At 64.0% G+C, this 17,856-nt stretch carries 11 protein-coding genes; 4 read left to right on the forward strand and 7 right to left on the reverse strand.

Features of this window, described 5'->3' with window-relative positions; all coding sequences use genetic code 11:
• Positions 1-173: 173 nt before the first annotated feature.
• Together A7D16_RS17740 and A7D16_RS17745 are read right to left on the reverse strand one after the other, a co-directional pair.
• Positions 174-2,309 (reverse strand): TonB-dependent receptor family protein, encoded by a 2,136-nt coding sequence (locus A7D16_RS17740; protein ID WP_064634586.1) that lies wholly within the window; start codon positions 2,307-2,309, stop codon positions 174-176.
• Positions 2,310-3,071 (reverse strand): HpcH/HpaI aldolase family protein, encoded by a 762-nt coding sequence (locus A7D16_RS17745; RefSeq protein WP_064634587.1) that lies wholly within the window; start codon positions 3,069-3,071, stop codon positions 2,310-2,312.
• Positions 3,072-3,415: 344 nt separating this feature from the next.
• Here A7D16_RS17745 and A7D16_RS17750 point away from each other — a divergent pair, with 344 nt between their 5' ends.
• From A7D16_RS17750 to A7D16_RS17760, 3 genes are read left to right on the forward strand one after another with little or no spacing between them, the layout of a single operon-like run.
• Positions 3,416-3,994 (forward strand): hypothetical protein, encoded by a 579-nt coding sequence (locus A7D16_RS17750; RefSeq protein WP_064634659.1) that lies wholly within the window; start codon positions 3,416-3,418, stop codon positions 3,992-3,994.
• A complete protein-coding gene (locus A7D16_RS17755; protein WP_064634588.1) occupies positions 3,991-5,304 on the forward strand; it encodes an alpha/beta hydrolase family protein in 1,314 nt (437 codons plus the stop codon). The genes A7D16_RS17750 and A7D16_RS17755 overlap by 4 nt, the downstream gene beginning before the upstream one ends.
• A gap of 29 nt (positions 5,305-5,333) precedes the next feature.
• Complete coding sequence (locus A7D16_RS17760) at positions 5,334-5,903, forward strand: hypothetical protein (protein WP_064634589.1); 570 nt, start codon at positions 5,334-5,336, stop codon at positions 5,901-5,903.
• A gap of 154 nt (positions 5,904-6,057) precedes the next feature.
• Here the strand turns inward: A7D16_RS17760 and ybaL are convergent, their stop codons facing one another.
• Positions 6,058-7,755: a YbaL family putative K(+) efflux transporter gene (gene ybaL / locus A7D16_RS17765; RefSeq protein ID WP_064634590.1), complete on the reverse strand. Its 1,698-nt coding sequence runs from the start codon at positions 7,753-7,755 to the stop codon at positions 6,058-6,060.
• Between the two features lie 503 nt (positions 7,756-8,258).
• Between ybaL and A7D16_RS17770 the strand changes: the two genes are divergently transcribed.
• Positions 8,259-9,452 (forward strand): cytochrome P450, encoded by a 1,194-nt coding sequence (locus A7D16_RS17770; RefSeq protein WP_064634591.1) that lies wholly within the window; start codon positions 8,259-8,261, stop codon positions 9,450-9,452.
• A 204-nt stretch (positions 9,453-9,656) separates the two neighbouring features.
• Here A7D16_RS17770 and A7D16_RS17775 read toward each other — a convergent pair whose 3' ends face one another.
• The 4 genes from A7D16_RS17775 to A7D16_RS17790 all read right to left on the reverse strand — a co-directional run bounded on the left by A7D16_RS17775 (position 9,657) and on the right by A7D16_RS17790 (position 17,756).
• The gene (locus tag A7D16_RS17775) at positions 9,657-12,056 is read right to left on the reverse strand and encodes a TonB-dependent receptor plug domain-containing protein (RefSeq protein WP_064634592.1); all 2,400 of its coding nucleotides are present in this window, start codon (positions 12,054-12,056) and stop codon (positions 9,657-9,659) included.
• A gap of 329 nt (positions 12,057-12,385) precedes the next feature.
• Positions 12,386-14,773 (reverse strand): TonB-dependent receptor plug domain-containing protein, encoded by a 2,388-nt coding sequence (locus A7D16_RS17780; protein ID WP_064634593.1) that lies wholly within the window; start codon positions 14,771-14,773, stop codon positions 12,386-12,388.
• A gap of 275 nt (positions 14,774-15,048) precedes the next feature.
• Positions 15,049-15,381 (reverse strand): VOC family protein, encoded by a 333-nt coding sequence (locus tag A7D16_RS23265; RefSeq protein ID WP_343243341.1) that lies wholly within the window; start codon positions 15,379-15,381, stop codon positions 15,049-15,051.
• On the reverse strand, positions 15,375-17,756 hold the full coding sequence (locus A7D16_RS17790) for a TonB-dependent receptor plug domain-containing protein (protein WP_064634594.1): 2,382 nt from the start codon (positions 17,754-17,756) through the stop codon (positions 15,375-15,377). The genes A7D16_RS23265 and A7D16_RS17790 overlap by 7 nt, the downstream gene beginning before the upstream one ends.
• Between the last annotated feature and the right edge of the window lie 100 nt (positions 17,757-17,856).

The raw sequence follows: 17,856 nt of genomic DNA on the forward strand, positions 1-17,856 counted from the left end.
GCCGCGGGGCGGTGGGTGGCCTGCGATGCGGTGATCGCATACCGCATGCTGCGGCAGTGAGGCGTGCGTCATGCACGCCGTGTTCTCTGTGGCGGCCGTCAGCGCGACCGCCGTTGCCCTCAGGCGCGACCGGCACCCCTGTGCGGCGGTCGTGTGCAGCTAGTGATGCGGGCTCAGAACGTGTATTCCAGCCCGGCGGTCACGGTTCGTGCCGGTGCGGCCTGACGGCCCCACGGACTGGTGTCGATGCCGCGGAACCAGTACTGCCGATCGAACAGATTATTGATCGCCAACGAAGCGCTGAATTTTTGTCCATCGCGTTCGAACAAGGTATGGCTCACCTGCGTGTTCCACACCATGTAGGCCGGCAATTGGCCCACTGACGCGATGGCGTTCTCTTGCACGGTGTTGGCGGCATCGCTGAAGGCCTTGCTGAAGTAATAACCGGAAAGCGCGACAGTGGTATGACCGAGCGCGTAGGTGCCGCCCAGCGTGATCTGGTTGCGCGAGGTATACGGCACGCGGAAGCCGCGGAATGCGCCCGATTCCTGGCTGGCGTCCAGATACGCATAGCTGGCGTTGAGGGTAAGCGCGCGCAATTGCTCCGGGCTCCATTGCAGCTCCAGCTCACCACCTTGATGGCGGGTCTTGCCCAGGTTGCGGAACACGCGGGTGGTGTTGTCCAGCTGAATCTGCTGGTCGAAATCGATCAGGTACGCGCCCAGCTGGATACGGGTGCGCTCGTTGGGCTGATAGCGCGTGCCCGCTTCGTAATTCCACGCCAGCTCCGCATCCAGGTTGTTGCCGAAGATGATTTGAGTGACCTGCGGCGCGCGCATCGAACGCTGGCCATCGGCGTAGAAGAACCACTGCTCGTTGGCCTGGAAACCCACTGTCAGACCGGGCAATACATCGCGGGTCTGGTTGAGCGTGCTCATGCCGGTCGCACGGTTGAAATAGCGCGAGTCCAGGCGCTCGTAGCGCAATCCCGGGGTAATGGTGATGCGTTCGTCCGGCAGCGTGATTGCGTTGCTGACATAGGCGGCCACTGCGCGGTCTTCGAACTGCCAATCGCGTACCGTGGTGAACAGCCCATCGCGTAGACGCAGGTTGCCGACCAGGAAGTCGATGTCTTCGCGCACGGCGCGTACACCGGCGGTCCACTGCTGGCGCACGCCACCGGCATCGCCCATGTTCCAGCTCAGGCGCGGCTCGCTGCCAACCACGCGGAAGTCGCGCGGCGCAGTCTGGCGCAGCTGCGGCGGCAGGTCCGAGCGCCAGGTTTCGGTCGCGGCCTGGCGCATGCCGACGATGAAATTGCGGCTGCTGCGTGCGCTGAAGTTGGTCCACTCCAGGCGCACATCCTGCATCGGTCCCCAGTCGCCCAACAGTTGCTCATAGCTCAACGATGCACGCGTGGTGCGACCGTTGAAGGTGTCCAGGGGGCGCGTGGACTGACGCGGGTCGCGGCGGTAATCGTCCGGACTCAACGCACCGGCCAGGTCCATGTCCACCAGATAGCGCTGCACGCTGGCCTTGAGCAGTTTGGTGTCGTCCAGCCACCACTCCGCACGCACGCGCAGATTGCTGATGTCGGTGTCGCTGTGCGCGCGCCAGTATTCGCCATAGGCGCGATTGGCATCGACCTGCATGCCGAAGTTGTCGGTGAGGTAGCCGCCGCTGCTCAGCGCGCTGTCCTGCAAGAACTGGCCCTGGCCGCCGGCAGTGACCTTGTGCGCCAGCGTGGTGCTCCATTCGCTGGGGATGTCCTTGCTGACCAGATTGATCACGCCGCCCACGTTATTGGGCCCGTACTGCACGGCGGCGCCGCCGCGCACGATGTCGATGCGGTCGATCTGGTTCAGACCCACCGGGAACAACGACAGGCTGGTCTGCCCATAGGGCGCCAGGGCCAGCGGAATGCCGTCTTCCAGCACCTGCACGCGGCCGCTGCGGCTTTCGTACAGGCCGCGCAACATCAGTTGCGGCAAGGCGCCGGTGCCGGTCTCGTCGAAGATCTTGATGCCGGGCACGCGCTGCAACGCATCGTCAATCGAGCGGTTGCCGCCGTTGCGCAGCTGCTCGCGGTCGATCACCTGGCGGCTGCCCGCGTAGCGTTGCACATCGTCGGGCTTGGAACGGCCAAGCAGGCTGCCCTGTACCTGGATCGCATCCAGTGCCCGAATCGGCGGATCGCCTCCGGGGTTGGCAACTGCATCGGCGGTCTCGGTTGCGAGCGCCAGCGGCGGCAGGGGCAGCGTGATCGCCGCGATGGCGATGGCCAGGGCGTGGAAACGGAACGTCGACATCTACGGCGTGCTCCTGCAGGCGGGTGGTGACGTGGGAACGGCACAACTGGCCAGATGGCCGCGCAATGCACGTTGAATCAGCGCGCGGTCTTCGCCGGCCAGCAGCCAGCGCAGATCGGGTTGTTGCAGCCAGTGCGCGCGTTGCGCATCGGTGCGCGGGTTGGGGCAGAACGGCACGTTGGCGGCAACGCACTGCGCATGCAGCTGCAGCAGCAACTCCCACACCTGCACATGGGTGGGCTGCGGGCCCAGGCCCAGATCCAGCGCAAGATCCAGCGCGCCTTCCATCACCAGCGCCACGCCGGGCACGGCGAGAATGTCCGGGAGTGCAGCAACCCCGGCGGCGCTTTCGATCATCGGCACGATGCGGATACCGGCGTTGGCCTGCACGATGTAGGTAGGCAGATCGACATTGCCGAAGCCGGTGACGCGGCCGCCGGTGATGCCGCGCCGGCCCAGCGGCGGAAAGCGCGCCGCGGCCATGGCATCGGCGATCTGCGCCGCCGACTCGGCACGCGGAATCACGATCCCGCGCGCACCGGCGTCCAGCACCCGGCCGATCAGTTTTTCGTCCACCTCCGGCACCCGCACCCAAGCCTCGCAGCCGGACACCTCACAGGCGCGGATGGCATGTTCCAACTCATCGGGCGCGCGCAGCACGTGCTCCAGATCGAGCACCACGAATCCATAGCCCACGCGGCCCAGCAGCTCGCACAGCTGCACACTGGGCACCGCATTGAGGAGTCCAACCGCAAACGCCATGGAAGAGGCCGCCAGGGAAACGGGCGCTCATCCTGCGCTCGATGGGAATGATTATCAAGTGTGTCTTCCGGTCTTTTTGGGTAACCAGGGGAGGTGGCTTGGCTCCTTGGGCCTGAATTTGGAGATAGGCATCGAATACCGCCAGAGCTTTGCTGCCCGCGCTCGATTCGATTGGCAGCACTGGCATTGCGCCAATAGAAATGTTGTTGCTGTCCAGGAAAGGACGTAGCCTTGAAGAAACAAGGCGTTTATCGGCCAACTACACCATGTATCGCACTTCAGCCGCGCTGCTATGCATCTCCCTGGCGACTTTACTGTGCGCCTGCGGGGCAAAGGAGACCACCATGCAATCAAAGGACGTGCAGGCCCGCGACGCTGACGGCGATCCGATCTATCGGAAGAACCCGCAGCCTACGCAGGCCTATCGGATCACCATGACCATCGAGGATGCGCCAGGACCGTTTGGGTCAGTGTCGGGTACAGCCTTTTATGACATGAAAAATCGCGATGAATGTGCGCCGTTCGATCCCGCTTTGGGGATGTCGACAAAGCCGAAAGAAGATGGAATTCCGCTAGTTTTTCAAAGAATAGATGACAATACGTACGTTGCGGTTGTTTATCCGGATGGAATGCTGGATGCTGATTATTATGGGAAAGGTATTTGTCATTGGGATTTTGGCGGAGTAGGTGTTTCGCTCAAGGCGACCGGTAAGCGGGGCGAGACAAACTTCATGCCAGGTTTGGATAGGAAGGATTTTTTCGCCTCAAAACCCGTGGATGCTTTTTTTTGGTCTGGTGGGTACCCCAAGGAAGATGTGGCTGACTACCCGGATACAGGGCTTCCTAGTGTTGAAGCGTTTAAGGAAGAACTGCGCGACGACCTTTTCAAGGTCACCCTGCACTCTGTGAAGGAGTCGCCATGAGTTTTAATAGTCAGCACTATGCAGCGCTTGCTCGCGATGTTTATGATGGGCCGCGTGAAACTGGGGAAAGAAGCCCGATTGTCGATATTGGTGGGGTTCCTTATCAACGGCTGATGTACGTGGACCGTCCATCTGGTTATCAAGGTATCATTTACCAGCGAAAGGATACCGGCGAAATAGTCATCGCCCATCGCGGTACCGAGCCTGATCGAGAGCTTTTAAAAGATGGCGCTTACGCTGACGGCGGCATGGTTTTGACGCGTCATAATGCCCAAGCTGCCGACGCCATCGAGCTGACACAACGGGCGATCGAACTGGCGGAGCGTCAAGCAAAGCGCGATGGGCATAAGCCCCAAGTCACCGTCACCGGGCATTCCCTTGGCGGCGGCCTGACTCAGGTCACTGCTCACCACTTCGGCTTGAGAGGAGAGACATTCAACGCCTACGGGGCGACCAGCCTGGATCGGCGAATTCCCGAGGGTGGTGACGATGTGATCAATCACGTGATGGCCGGCGATGCGGTCAGCGCTGCGTGTCGGCATTACGGGCGCGTGGAGATCTACGCTTCGCCGCAGGAGATCTCCACGCTGAAGAGAGCTGGTTACGCCAACGACAATGAAGTGCTGGATGCGCGCCTTCCGTTGTTCGCGGCAGGCAAGCTGGGCGATTCGCACGTCATGCACAACTTTCTCCCCGTCGATGCCGATAGCAAGCCGGATCGTTCCGTATTGGAAAACCCCGCAGCACGTCAGCTCGCGCAGCAGTACGCGCCAATGATCGAGAAGTATCGCGATGACGTGGAAACGCTACGGGCGGGCTTGACGCTGTCTTCGCGCGGAATTCCTGGCCTTGTCCGTGATGGCGTCGATCAGCTGCGCGGTCCGGTGGAGCCGGGGGCCGGGCGTCGGGAAATAGATGCGCCCAGCTGGCAGCAACAGATGCAACAATTTCAGCAAGACCGCGAGCGCAGCCATGCGCCACAGACCTGGCAGGTTCCGCTCAAGCCGGATGCGCAGGAGATGCGCGCGGCGTCGCCGACACACGGCGGCAAGCCGTCCTCTCTGCAGGACGATCCCGGCGCATTTCTCGACCGCATGTTGGCCGCCGCACAGAGCGGGGACCGTGATCAGTTCCGTCAGATGACTCAGACCCTGGCCAACGAACCGCCTGGCCGCGCCTTGCGCGCCGAGGCGGTGGAGGCGGTAAACCAACTGGAACAACAGGCGGCCCAGCAGGCGATGCAGGCGCAGCGGCAACAGGCCGAGTCGCAACAGCAGGAAACCATGCGCGTCGGTGCGCGCAGCCTGTAGTCGTCATCACCAGGAAGGCAGGACGCACGATGAGCACACACGACCCGATGGAGCTGGCCAGCAAGACCGCTGCCTTGATGGAACAGTTCGAGCGCCGATGTGCCGAATTGGAGCAACTGCAACGCCGTCTTGCGCAGCAGTTGGAGCAGGTGGCGCAGTCGCTGCCAAACGTAGTGACGCGTTCGGCCGAACAGACGTTACAGCGCGTGCCCGACACGTTGATTCGAAGCATCCAGCAGGGGTTGGACCAACCTGTCGCCGGGTTCGAAAAGCGGCTACAGCAAGCCGGTGGTTTGATCGGCGAAGGCGCGCAGTCGCTGTCTGATCAACTCAAGCGTATCGAACGCGGGCAGCGCCTGCTGCTCTGGAAAGGCGCGGCAGTTGTCCTGGGAAGTCTGCTGCTGTTGCTGGTAGGCGGCGGATGGTTACTGAGCCAGTATCGCCAGGAGATCCGCGACAACCAGTTGCGTGCCGAGTTGCTGCGCGCCTACAACGCCGCCGACGTAGTGCTGTGCGGCGACCGGTTATGCGCCAATGTGGAGACCAAAGGCGCCGCGTACGGTGACCGTCGTCAGTATCGGCCGGTCAAAGCCCGCTGATGTCGGCGTTGACAGCGATCTGCCTATCGCCCTGCGGGCGTTGCGCAAACGCTCTACGCAAGTCGCTGCAACAGACCCCATCGCCGATGCATTGCGTCATGCGCATCAGTTGGTCTGGCGATGAACCAGACGCTACCGAAACAAGCCGCCGGCGTTATGACGCCGGCATACTCGACGCTCGATACGGCGGGGTGGACATCACCATCTCGGCCAGCGAATAGGCCAGCTCGCGCTCGGCCAGCACCGCGCCGTCGGCGCCGTGTTCGAGCAGATGTTTGACTTCGGCATCACTGTGCGCGCGCGCCAGCAAGGTCAGCGATGGGTTGATTGCGCGCAATTTGGCCAGCGCCTCGCCGGCTTCCAGCGGTTGCGGAATGGCCAGGATCGCGATTTTGGCGTTCTCTGGACGTGCCTCGGCCAGGACCCGGTCGGCCGCTGCACTGCCACGGATGCCCGGGATGCCGGCCGCATGCGCTTTGGCCACATGGTCGCCGTTGTCGTCGATCACCAGCACCGGCACGCCGCGGCTGCGCAGCAACTGCGCCAACGCGCTGCCCACGCGGCCGTAGCCGATCACGATGGCATGTCCATCCGCCGGCAACGCCGGGCCCGGCGGCAGTTCCGGCTCCACCGCTGCGGGCGCGTCCTGCGCCTGCCTGGCCTGCCAGCGGTCCAGCCAGGAGAACAGGAACGGGTTGGCGATGATCGACAGCAGCGCACCGGCCAGGATCAGGTCGCGCCCGGTTTCGGGCAGGATCGCCAGCTGCACGCCCAGCCCGGCCAGGATGAAAGAGAATTCGCCGATCTGCGCCAGGCTGGTGGAAATGGTCAGCGCGGTGCCGGTGGGGTGGCCGAACGCGCGCACGATCACGAACGCGGCCAGCGACTTGCCCACGGTGACGGTCAGGAACGTCGCCAACACCTGCCACGGGTGCTCGACCAGAATCATCGGGTCGAACAACATGCCGACCGACACGAAGAACAGCACCGCAAACGCATCACGCAACGGCAGCGAATCGCTCGCCGCCTTGTGGCTGAGCTCGGATTCCTTGAGCAGCATGCCGGCGAAGAACGCGCCCAGCGCGAATGACACGCCGAACAGGGTGGCCGACACGAACGCCACGCCCAGCGCGATGCCGAGCACGGCCAGGGTGAACAGTTCGCGCGAGCCGGTGGCAGCCACCTTTTCCAGCGACCACGGAATCACCCGCCGCCCGACCACCAGCATCACCGCCACGAATGCGACCATTTTCAGCACGGTCAGACCGAGCGCGGCCAGCAGCGAGGTCGGCTCGCCGGCATGCGCGGCCGCCGGTGCGCCGGTGCCGAGCACCTCGGCCAACGCCGGCAGCATCACCAGCGCGATCACCATCACCAGGTCTTCGACGATCAACCAGCCCACCGCAATGCGGCCGCGCTGGGTTTCCAGCAGGCGGCGCTCTTCCAGCGCACGCAACAACACCACGGTACTGGCCACCGACAACGCCAGGCCGAACAACAGCCCGTGCATCAACGGCCAGCCCATGCTCCAGGCCAGCGCCCAGCCGAGCAGGGTGGCGACCACGATCTGCGCCAATGCGCCGGGCACCGCAATCCACTTCACTTCCATCAGGTCGTCGAGCGAGAAGTGCAGGCCCACGCCGAACATCAGCAACATCACACCCAGCTCGGAGAGCTGGTTGGCCATGGTCTGGTCGGCCACGAAGCCGGGCGTGAACGGCCCGACGCAGACACCGGCCAGCAGATAGCCGACCAGCGGCGAGAGTTTCACTTTCTGTGCGAGCGTGCCCAGCACGAAAGCGACCGCGAGGCCGACGGCGATGATGTCGATGAGGCTGGTGTCGTGATGCATTCCAATCCGTTGTGAGAGTGTCCGAAAGATCGTCGAGGTCGACCCAGCCAACGGCACTGCGCCGGGCGTCGCCTGCGGGCATTGCGTGGTGATGGCTGGTGTCCGGCGAGGGGGACAGGACCGCACAGCAGGTCCGGTTGGCCGGGCGCCCATAGTACACAGCGCTTGATTAACGCGATGCGACACGCGGCGCAGCGCACCCGCAGCGGCATGCAGTGCGTGCCGAAGACGCACTGCCTGGTCGCAAGCGGTGATCGGCGTCACCGCACTGCCAGACCTTGCAAAACGTGCGCGCTGCACGGGTGCTGCGGCACTGGATTGCAAACCCATCCCGGCGCATGCGATCGAATCGAGTTTGAGGACAACGCTTCGCCTTGGTGCAGGGCGTGCGCGCGCGGACGGCGAACAATCCGGGCTCCCCTACTGTTGGAGCCGCTGCGTTCTTCAACAGGCCCACGCCCTCGCCACGTAGGTTGCGGTGGCGAGGCAACACGAGCCACGCCATGCACCTCAGCGAATTTGTCACGCCGCAATTCCGGCACGATCCCTATCCCACCTATGCACGCCTGCGCGATGCAGGGCCGCTGGTGGAGGTGGCCGAGCACCGCTTGATGACCGGTCACTACGCAGTGGTCGACCGCCTGCTCGGCGATCGCCGCGTGGGCCGCGATTATCTGAAAAGCACTCGCCTGCGCTATGGCGATGCGGCGGAGGAGATGCCGCTGTTCCAGGGCCTGAGCCGCATGTCCCTGCTGGTCAATCCGCCGATGCATACGCAGTTGCGGGGGCTGATGACTCAAGCCTTCGCTGCGCGGCAGATGGAGGTCATGCGTGAGATTGCCAGCGAGATCGCTACGCAGTTGATCGCGCAGTTCAAGGCGAACGGTCGCGGCGATCTGCTGAAAGACTTCGCCTTTCCGCTACCGATCGCCATCATCTGCCGCATGCTGGATATCGATCCTGCCGATGCCACCCGCGTGGGCCAGGCGACCAGCGCGCTGGGCAAGGTGTTCGACGCGATGATGACCGCCGAAGAACTGGAAACCACTGCTGCGGCCTACAACCAGCTGGACGCGTATTTTCGTACGGTGATCGAGCAGCGTCGGGGCAGCCAGGACGAGGACCTGATCTCGCGCTTCATCCATGCCGAAGACAATGGCCGCCGCCTGAGCACCGATGAAATCGTCTCCAACGTGATCCTGCTGTTCTTCGCCGGTCACGAAACCACCTCCAACATGATCTGCAATGCGCTGATTGCGTTGCACCGGCATCCCGAGCAGTTGGCGCTGCTGCGCGACAACCCCGCATTGATGCCCAATGCGGTACTCGAATGCATGCGCTACGACAGCTCGGTGCAGATGGCTACGCGCACGGTATTGCAGGCGTTCGAACTCGATGGCGTGCAGCTGCAGGCAGGCGCCATGGTGTATCTGATGTTGGGTGCGGCCAACCACGATACCCGGCAGTTCAGTGCGCCGCAGTCGCTGGATATCCTGCGTCAACAGGGCCGCGCGCTGTCGTTCGGTGGTGGCATCCACCATTGCCTGGGCAACCGGCTGGCGTTGATCGAGATGGAAGCTGCGCTTGCGGCGTTGCTCACCCAGTTGCCGGCATTGCGGCTGGAGCAGCTTGGGACGCTGAGCTGGAACGATCGTGCCAACCTGCGCGGCGTGGATGCCTTGCTGGCGTCCTGGTGACGCAGCGTCACCGCGTGGGTTGCAGCCTTCGGTGCCCACGCCTGTGGACCTGCCTAAAAAAACAGGCACCACCGAGTGATCGGCGATGCCTGTGATACGCCTGCATTGGGCGCAATCGCGATCAATGCAGGCATCTGGAGCGGCAAAGAGCGCGTGCGTGGTGGCAATGCACGCCACGCGCAGCGCTCCGGTCTACGAGCGCTTTCAGAAGCGGTAGGTCACCCGGCCATACCAGTAGCGCCCATTGAAGCCGAACGGCGACAGCGACGAGTACTGCAGGCCGCCGGCACGATCGTCATAGGCGGTGGTCAACTGCGCCTTGGTCGGGTACTGGTTGGTGAGGTTGTCCGCGCCCACGGTGAAGGTGAACTGGTTCCAGGTCTGGCTGGCGGCCAGATTCAACAGCCAGCGCGCGTCGTAGGTCTGGTCCTGGCTGCCATCGGCCGGGTCGCTGATGCGCTTGATCGATCCGTAGCGGGTGGCGTTGAAGTTGAGTGCAAACCCGCCGATCGACCAGTCCGCTGCCGCCATGTACTTGGTGCGCGGCGTCGCATCGGTGAGCAGGCCCTGGCTGGCGCGGCCGAAGTTGGGGTTGGACAGCTCCAGGATGGTGGTCTTGTTGTAGTTGGCGCTCGCACTCAGATTGAGCTTGCCGTAGTTGCCCAGATCGGCGAGATAGCTGTTGATCCAGTCCACGCCACGCGTGCGGCTGGTGGCGCCATTGACGAAGAACTGCACCGCTGCCACCTGGCCGATCGGCTGCGCCAGCTGCAACTGGTCCGAATACAGGATCTGGTCCCAGATACGGATCTGGTACACGTCCAGGCTGGAGGTGAAGTTGGCGGTCGGCTGCCACACGCCGCCCAGGCCGTAATTGGTGGATTTTTCCGGGCTCAGCGGGCCGGCGCCCAGTGCGATGGCGACCGGATCGGAGGTGCGGTACGTGCCCACCTGCACCAACTCGCCGTCCTGGATCAGCGTCACCACCGAGGCGTAGTTCTGTTGCGCCAGCGACGGTGCGCGGAAGCCGTTGGAGATGGTGCCGCGCAGCGCGAACGTATCGGTGAAGGCGTAACGTGCCGACAACTTGCCCGATCGCGTGGAACCGGCATCGCTGTAGTTTTCAAAGCGCCCGGCAATGCCGCCGGAGAGCTTGTCGGTGATGTCCGCTTCCAGGTTGGCGTAGATCGCATTGCTGTGACGGCCGAACCGACCGGCAACCGACGGTTCCAGTCCGGAGAATACCTGTGCACCGCCCGGGTACGGCGCGCCGGTGTCCGGGTTGATGGTGTTGGGGTCGAAGAAGTACGAGGCCGGCGAGCCGGCGGTGATCTCATAGCGGTCCTGGCGGTGCTCGGCGCCGAAGGCCACATTGACCGGATAGGCCAGGCCCCAGTCGAAGGACTTGTTGACGTCGACGTTGATCGTGCCCTGTTCGGTCTCGAAGCCGCCGGAATTGAAGTTGGTCGGCGATGCGCCGGTGGTCCAGTACAGATTGGTATTGATGCTGTTGAGGATGTTGAAGGTCATGTCGTTCTTGCCATAGGTGGCCGACACGTCCCAATTCCACTCGCTGGCGGTGCTGCCCTTCAGGCCCAGCACGGCCGAGCGGTCGTTGGTGGGGTTGTAGATCTGCGGCAGGAACCCGTTCGGGTAGATCGCCTGCACATTGCGGGCGGTGTTGTCGGCGGCGCGGTAGTAGCCGTTGGAGGTGACTTCGCGACGGCTCATGCTCAGGTGGCCGTACAGCTCCGCATTGGGCGAGAACTCGTAGCCGAATGCCGCCAGGCCCTGATAAAAATTGGATGCCGGGTCGCCGTGGCGCTGGTATGGCACACCGCCCGGATTGGGCGTCCCCGGCACGGTGGTGGCGCGGTTGGTGTTTTCGCCGCGATTGGTGCTCATGGTGTTCTGGTAGTTCCACGACAGCCGTACCCAGCCCGGTGCGGTGTCGCCGCCGCTGCCGCCAAAGGCCAGGCCCACCGAACCGTCGATGCCGTTCTGCTCGCCATCGCCCTTGTCCATGATGCCGCCATTGACCGAGATGCTGTTGCTGCCTGCATCGGCGCCGTGCTTGAGCACGATGTTGACCACGCCGGCAATCGCATCGGAACCGTACTGCGCCGATGCGCCGTCGCGCAGCACTTCGATCCGCGCAATCGCCGACATCGGCAGGGAATTCAGGTCCGCCGGTGCCGAACCACGCCCCACGTACGGGTTGTAGTTGATCAGCGACGAGGTGTGATAACGCTTGCCGTCCACCAGCACCAGCACCGCATCCGGCGACAGGCCGCGCAAGGTGGCCGGGCGCGAGGCATCGTTGCCGTCGGAGATCGCCGGGCGCGGGAAGTTCAGCGACGGCAGCAATTTACCCAGTGCGGTGGCGATATCGGTGGCGCCGGTGGCCTGCAGCGATTGCTCGGTGATGATGTCGATGGGCGATTCGGATTCGGCCACGGTGCGGTCGCTCACGCGCGTACCGGTGACGATCAGGGTATCCAGGGTTTTCTGTGGCTGGGTCGATTGCGACTGCGCACTGGCAGCGAACGAACAGACGGTGAGCGCGACCGAAATCGCAAGCGAGAGTGCGTTGGAAGTGTGCATGGGAATCAAGGCTCAAGGTGGATGATGGACGCAGCGGTGAAGCGCGCGAAAGACCGGGGAAATACGACTGCGTAATGACGAGCGGTGCTGCCTGCGCGCCCGGTGTTGCACTTGGGGGCGGCATGCGCCGGCAGGACATCGTTCTGCAACGCGCGATGGCGTGTTGCGCATCCTTGCTCAAGAAGCTGCTGATGAAGCGCCTGCGCTCCCATCGTTATTGGGAGCGCAGGCGTAGTACCGCGTGTCTGCAACGCCTCAGTGTGGCGTCGCAGTGCGTTGCCGGCACGGGGCGTTACCGACCCGCACACTGCAAGTTGAAGTGCCTGCTCTTACCACTTGTAGTTCACGTTGGCGTAGACCAGCGCACCGTTGAAACCGAACGGCGAGGCGCTGCTATAGGGCAGGTAGGTGCGCGTGCCCAGGCCGGCTTCCTGGCGGTCCGGATATTCGTTGAGCACGTTGTCGCCACCGACGGTGAAGTTCCACGCGCCCAGCTTGTAGGACGCAGCCAGATCCAGCGTCCACTTGGCCGCATAGGTCTGGTCGCTGCCGGCATTGGTGCCGAAGGTGCTGAACTCGCCCCAGCGCGTGGCAGTGCCGGTGAACGACCAGTTGCCCGGCGCCCAGGTGCCGCCCAGGAAGAACTTGTCGCGCGGCGTGCCTTCGGTGATGCGGCCGAGTTCCGCGCGGCCGATGCGGACTGCATTCGGGTCGATCGCCACCAATGCGGCCGGGTTGTCGGCGATGCGCTCCACTTCGGTCTTGTTGTAGTTGTAGCCGCTGGTGAACTCGGCGCTGCCGCCGTCCAGGTTCCAGCGGTAGGTGCCGACCGCATCCACGCCCTGGGTCTTGGTGTCCACCGCATTGGTGAAGTAACGCCCGCCACCGATACCCGGGAAGCCATTGGCCTGCAGGTAGTTGCGTGCGGCGGTCGAGGTGAGGTTCTCCGACAGCACGATGCGGTCGTCGATATCGATGCGGTAAGCGTCGACGGTGATGTACAGATTTTCCACCGGCTGCAGCACCACGCCCAGACCGTAGTTCTTGGATTCTTCGGCCTTGAGCGGTTCGGCACCGAGCGCGATCGCGGCCGGGTTGTCGGTACGGAAGGTGCCGATCTCGAACGGGATCGCGGTGACCGTGCCGTTGGGCTGCGCCACATTGAGGAACTGGGTGGCAATCGACTGGAAGTTCTGCTGCTGCAAGGACGGTGCGCGGAAGCCGGTCGACGCGGTAGCACGCAATGCCACCTTGTCGGTAAAGGCATAGCGCAACGACAGCTTGCCGGTGGCGGTGTCGCCGAAGTCGCTGTACTTCTCGTAGCGCCCGGCCAGGCCGGCGGAGAACTTCTCGGTCAGATCCGCTTCCAGATCTACATACGCCGAGTGGCTGTTGCGGTTGTAGTAACCGGCATCGGAGAGCTTGAAGCCGGGGAACACCTGCGCGCCCGGAATCAGCGTCCCCGCCGCCGAGGGAATGCCGCCATTGGCAGATGACGCCGCATCGCCAGGCGACTGGTTGAACTTTTCGCCGCGCCATTCCGCACCGAACGCCAGCGTGACCGGGTAGGCCAGGCCCCAGTCCAGGGTCTTGGTGAAATCGGCATTGAGCACGTTCTGCGTCACTTCCAGCGTACCTGCGTGGAAGTCGGTCGGGCTGGCCAGCCCCAGGCTGTTGTTCAAGCTGTTGCGCACATCGAAGGTGAGGTTGTTCTGGCCGTAGTTGTAGCTCAGATCGATGTTCAAACCGCCTTCGGTGGAGGTCTTCAAACCGCCCACCCACGAGACGTCCTTGCTGACGTTGTAGATCTGCGGCAGGAAGCCGTCCGGATAGATTTCCGGGCGGTTACGGTTGTCGCCGGCAAACCGGAAGTAACCGTTGGACAGCACTTCGCGCCGGCTGACCATGCCGAACGAGTAGAAGGTCAGGTAATCGGTGGGGCTGTACTGACCATTGAACGAGATGGCGCCCTGGTCGATTTCGGGGTCGCCGTAGCGCTGCTCCACGCGGCCGCCGAACGGCAACGCGCGGTTGGTCTGGTCCGAGTGCCCGGCCTGCGCGGCCAGATGCACCTTGCCGGTGCCGGCGAAGCTGAAACCGGCATCGCCGGACAACTGATACTGCTCGCCGTCGCCGGCGCTGTACTTGCCGTAGCGGCCATTGACGCTGCCGCCTTCGCCGCTGCCCTTGAGCACGATGTTGATCACGCCGGCGATGGCATCCGAGCCGTATTGCGCCGATGCACCGTCGCGCAGCACTTCGATGCGCTCCACTGCGGCGATCGGAATGGTGTTGAGGTCGGCCGGCGACGAGCCGCGTCCCTGGGTGTCGTTGAGGTTGATCAGCGCAGTGCTGTGATAGCGCTTGCCGTTGACCAGCACCAGCACCTGATCCGGCGACAGGCCGCGCAGCTGCGCCGGGCGCACTGCGTCAGAGCCGTCGGAGATGGCCGGGCGCGGGAAATTCAGCGAGGGGATCGCGCGTGACAGCGCGGTCGCCAACTCGGTGGTGCCGGTCGATTCCAGTGCCTGTGGCGAGATGATGTCGATCGGCGATGCCGATTCGGCCACGGTGCGATCGGCCACGCGCGTGCCGGTCACAATGAGGGTGTCGAGGGTTTTCTGGGTCGGTGCCTGCGATTGCGCAGATGCGCTTGAAGCGGAAAACGACAGTGCAAGAACAACGGCGACTGCGAGTGGACTGGTCTTGCAATTCATGCGGTGACAACTCCGAGTGGGGAACGGATGCAGCGCAGTGGGGCCCCCTCCCGGGCCGCGTCCGTTGCGGCAGCTGCGGTGCGTTCTCAACCATTAACCACGCGTAACCACATGTCAAATTTTGGTTACGTTGCGCAAGCAATTGTCATCGGCGATGTGTTGCTGGCAACGTTGTCATCGTGCACCAAAGTAATGCGTTGCTTGCACCAGGCCTGCCGCGGCGGGGGTTTGTTTGCACCATCATGGACATCGATACCAGTTATGAAACTTCTGCATCAGAAGGTGATCTGCACCGCATCCGCACTGTGTTGCGCAACTCCATGGACCACCGCTTCGATAGTGTTGCCATCCGGAGCGAGCACGAACGCCGCGTAGTAGTGCGGGTGATACGGGCGCAGGCCGGGCGCGCCGTTGTCGCGACCACCGTTGGCGAGCGCGGCCTGATGGAATGCCTGCACCATGGCGACGTCGTGCGCCTGGAAAGCCAGGTGATGGCGGCCGGTGAGCACGCCCTGCGCCACCGTGTCGCGGTCGGAGAGGTGGGCACCGTCGGCGCCCGCCTCACATTGCAACAGGCACACCCGACGCGCAGGCGCAGTGCTTACCAGCGGTAGTTGATGCGTCCGTACACGTAGGCACCATTGAAGCCGAACGGCGACAGATTGCTGTACGGAAACTGCCCGCTGGTGGAATTGGGGAAGTTGTTTTCGTCCGGGTATTCGTCCAGCACATTGTCTGCGCCCAGCGTCAGCGTCCAGCGATCGACCCTGTAGCTGGCCGATGCATCCACCACCCACTTGGCGCCGAAGGTCTGGTCGTTGATCGCCGCGGCCGGGCGGGTGCTGTACTTGCCGTAGCGCGTCGCACCCAGGGCCAGCGTCCAGTGCTCCAGATTCCAGCTGCCGTTGATCAGGAACTTGTCGCGCGGGAAGCCCTCTTCGATGCGGCCACGTTCGGTGCGGTCGATGCGCTCCAGGCTCAGCCCGTTGGCCGACAGCGCCGCCGGGTTGGCCGCCACGCTGCGCACTTCGGTTTCCGAGTAGTTGTAGCCGGCGGTCAGATCCACGCTGCTGGCGGCAAGCTGCCAGCGGTAGCTGCCCACCACATCCACGCCGCGCGTACGCGTGTCTACCGCATTGGTGAAGTAACGCCCGCCGTTGATGCCGAAGATGCCCTGCGCTTCGAGCAGGTTACGCACGCCCGTGCCGGTGAGGTTGGACGAGAGCACGATGCGGTCGTCCACATCGATCTGATACGCATCCACGGTGAGGTAGAGCGCATCGGTGGGCTGCAGCACCAGGCCCAGGCTGTAGGACAAGGCGGTTTCCGCGTCCAGCGGCTCGGCACCGAGTGCGCGCGCCACATTGCTGTCGGCGGGGAAGGTGCGGATCTCGAACGGGGTCGGGTTGCCGGCCAGGAAGGTGGTGCTGGTGGACTGGAAGTATTGCTGCGCCAGCGACGGCGCGCGGAAGCCGGACGACACCGTGCCGCGCAAGGCGATCTTGTCGGTGAACGCATAACGCGCCGACGCCTTGCCCGAGGCCTGGCTGCCGAAATCGCTGTAGTCCTCGTAACGCCCGGCCAGGCCGGCAGAGAACTTGTCGGTGAAATCGGCTTCCAGATCCGCGTACAGCGCGTAGCTGTCACGCGAGTACTGGCCCGACACACTCGGCGCGAAGCCGCCGAAGCCCTGCGCGCCACCGGCCAGCGTGCCGGCCTGGAAATACGAGCCCACTTCGCCTGGCGACTGATTCCACTTTTCGTTGCGGTATTCCGCGCCGAAGGCCACCGTCACCGGATACGCCAGGCCCCAGTCGAAGCCGCGCTTGACGTCCAGGTTGACGATGTTCTGCGTGGTTTCCAGCGCACCGTCGTAGAACGCCGTCGGCGAGTTCGGGCCAAGGCTCACGTTGAGCGTATTGCGGGTGTGGAAATCGATGCGGTTGTAGCCGTAGTTGTAGCTGGCGTCCCAATCCCAACCGCTGGCGGTGGAACCGCGCACGCCGGCCACCAGCGAGCGGTCCTTGGCGTAGCTCTGGATCTCCGGCAGGAAGCCCTGCGGATAGATCGACAAGATATTCTGGGTGGTGCTGCCCGGTGCGCGGAAGAATGCGAACGAGGTGATATCGCGGTTGCTGGCGCTGGCGAACGCGTAGCCGGTGATGCTGTCGCTGAACTGGTATTCGGTGTTGAGCGAGGCGGCCTGCGCATTGACGTCCGGGTCGCCGATCTTGAACGCCTTCTGGCCCACGGACGGCTGCGAGACGCTGGGAGCGCCGGCATAACCGCGTGCACGGTCGGTGGGGTCTTGCTGATTGAGCTGGGCGGCCACGTGCAGCCAGCCACGGTCGCCGCCGTAGGCCACGCCGGTGTCGCCGGACAGCTCGTAGTTGCTGCCGTCGCCGGCCGAATACTGGCCGAAGCCGGCCTGCAGGCTGCCGCCCTTTTCCGCGCCCTTGAGCACGAGGTTGATCACACCGGCGATGGCATCGGAGCCGTACTGCGCCGAGGCGCCGTCGCGCAGCACTTCCACGCGCGCGATTGCCGCCACCGGAATGGTGTTCAGGTCTACCGCTGCGGCGCCGCGACCGATGGTGCCGTTGAGGTTGAGCAGCGAAGAGGTGTGGCGGCGCTTGCCGTTGACCAGCACCAGCACCTGATCCGGCGACAGGCCGCGCAGCTGGGCCGGGCGGATCGCGCTGGTGCCGTCACTCAAGGCCGGGCGCGGGAAGTTCAGCGAGGGCAGGGCGCGCGCCAGTGCGGTGGCCAGTTCGGGGGTGCCGGTGGCCTGCAGCGACTCGGCGCTGATGATGTCGATCGGCGACTGCGATTCGGCCACGGTGCGGTCGGACACGCGGGTGCCGGTGACGATCACCGTGTCCAGGGTGTTGGCAGTGGCCGGCGCGGCACCCTGCGCCAGGGCGGGAGAGGCAAGCAGTGCAGCGACCACGGCGGCCGCAAGGCAGGACAGGGGGATGTTCATGACAACTCCGAAAACGGCAGCCCGAGCGGGGCCAACTAGACTTGGCGGTTGGCGATCAGGCCGTGCGAAGCGCATGTGTCGGCCAACCTGAAGGCGCTAA

The organism is Xanthomonas nasturtii (assembly GCF_001660815.1).
GTDB classification, from domain to species: Bacteria; Pseudomonadota; Gammaproteobacteria; order Xanthomonadales; family Xanthomonadaceae; genus Xanthomonas; species Xanthomonas nasturtii.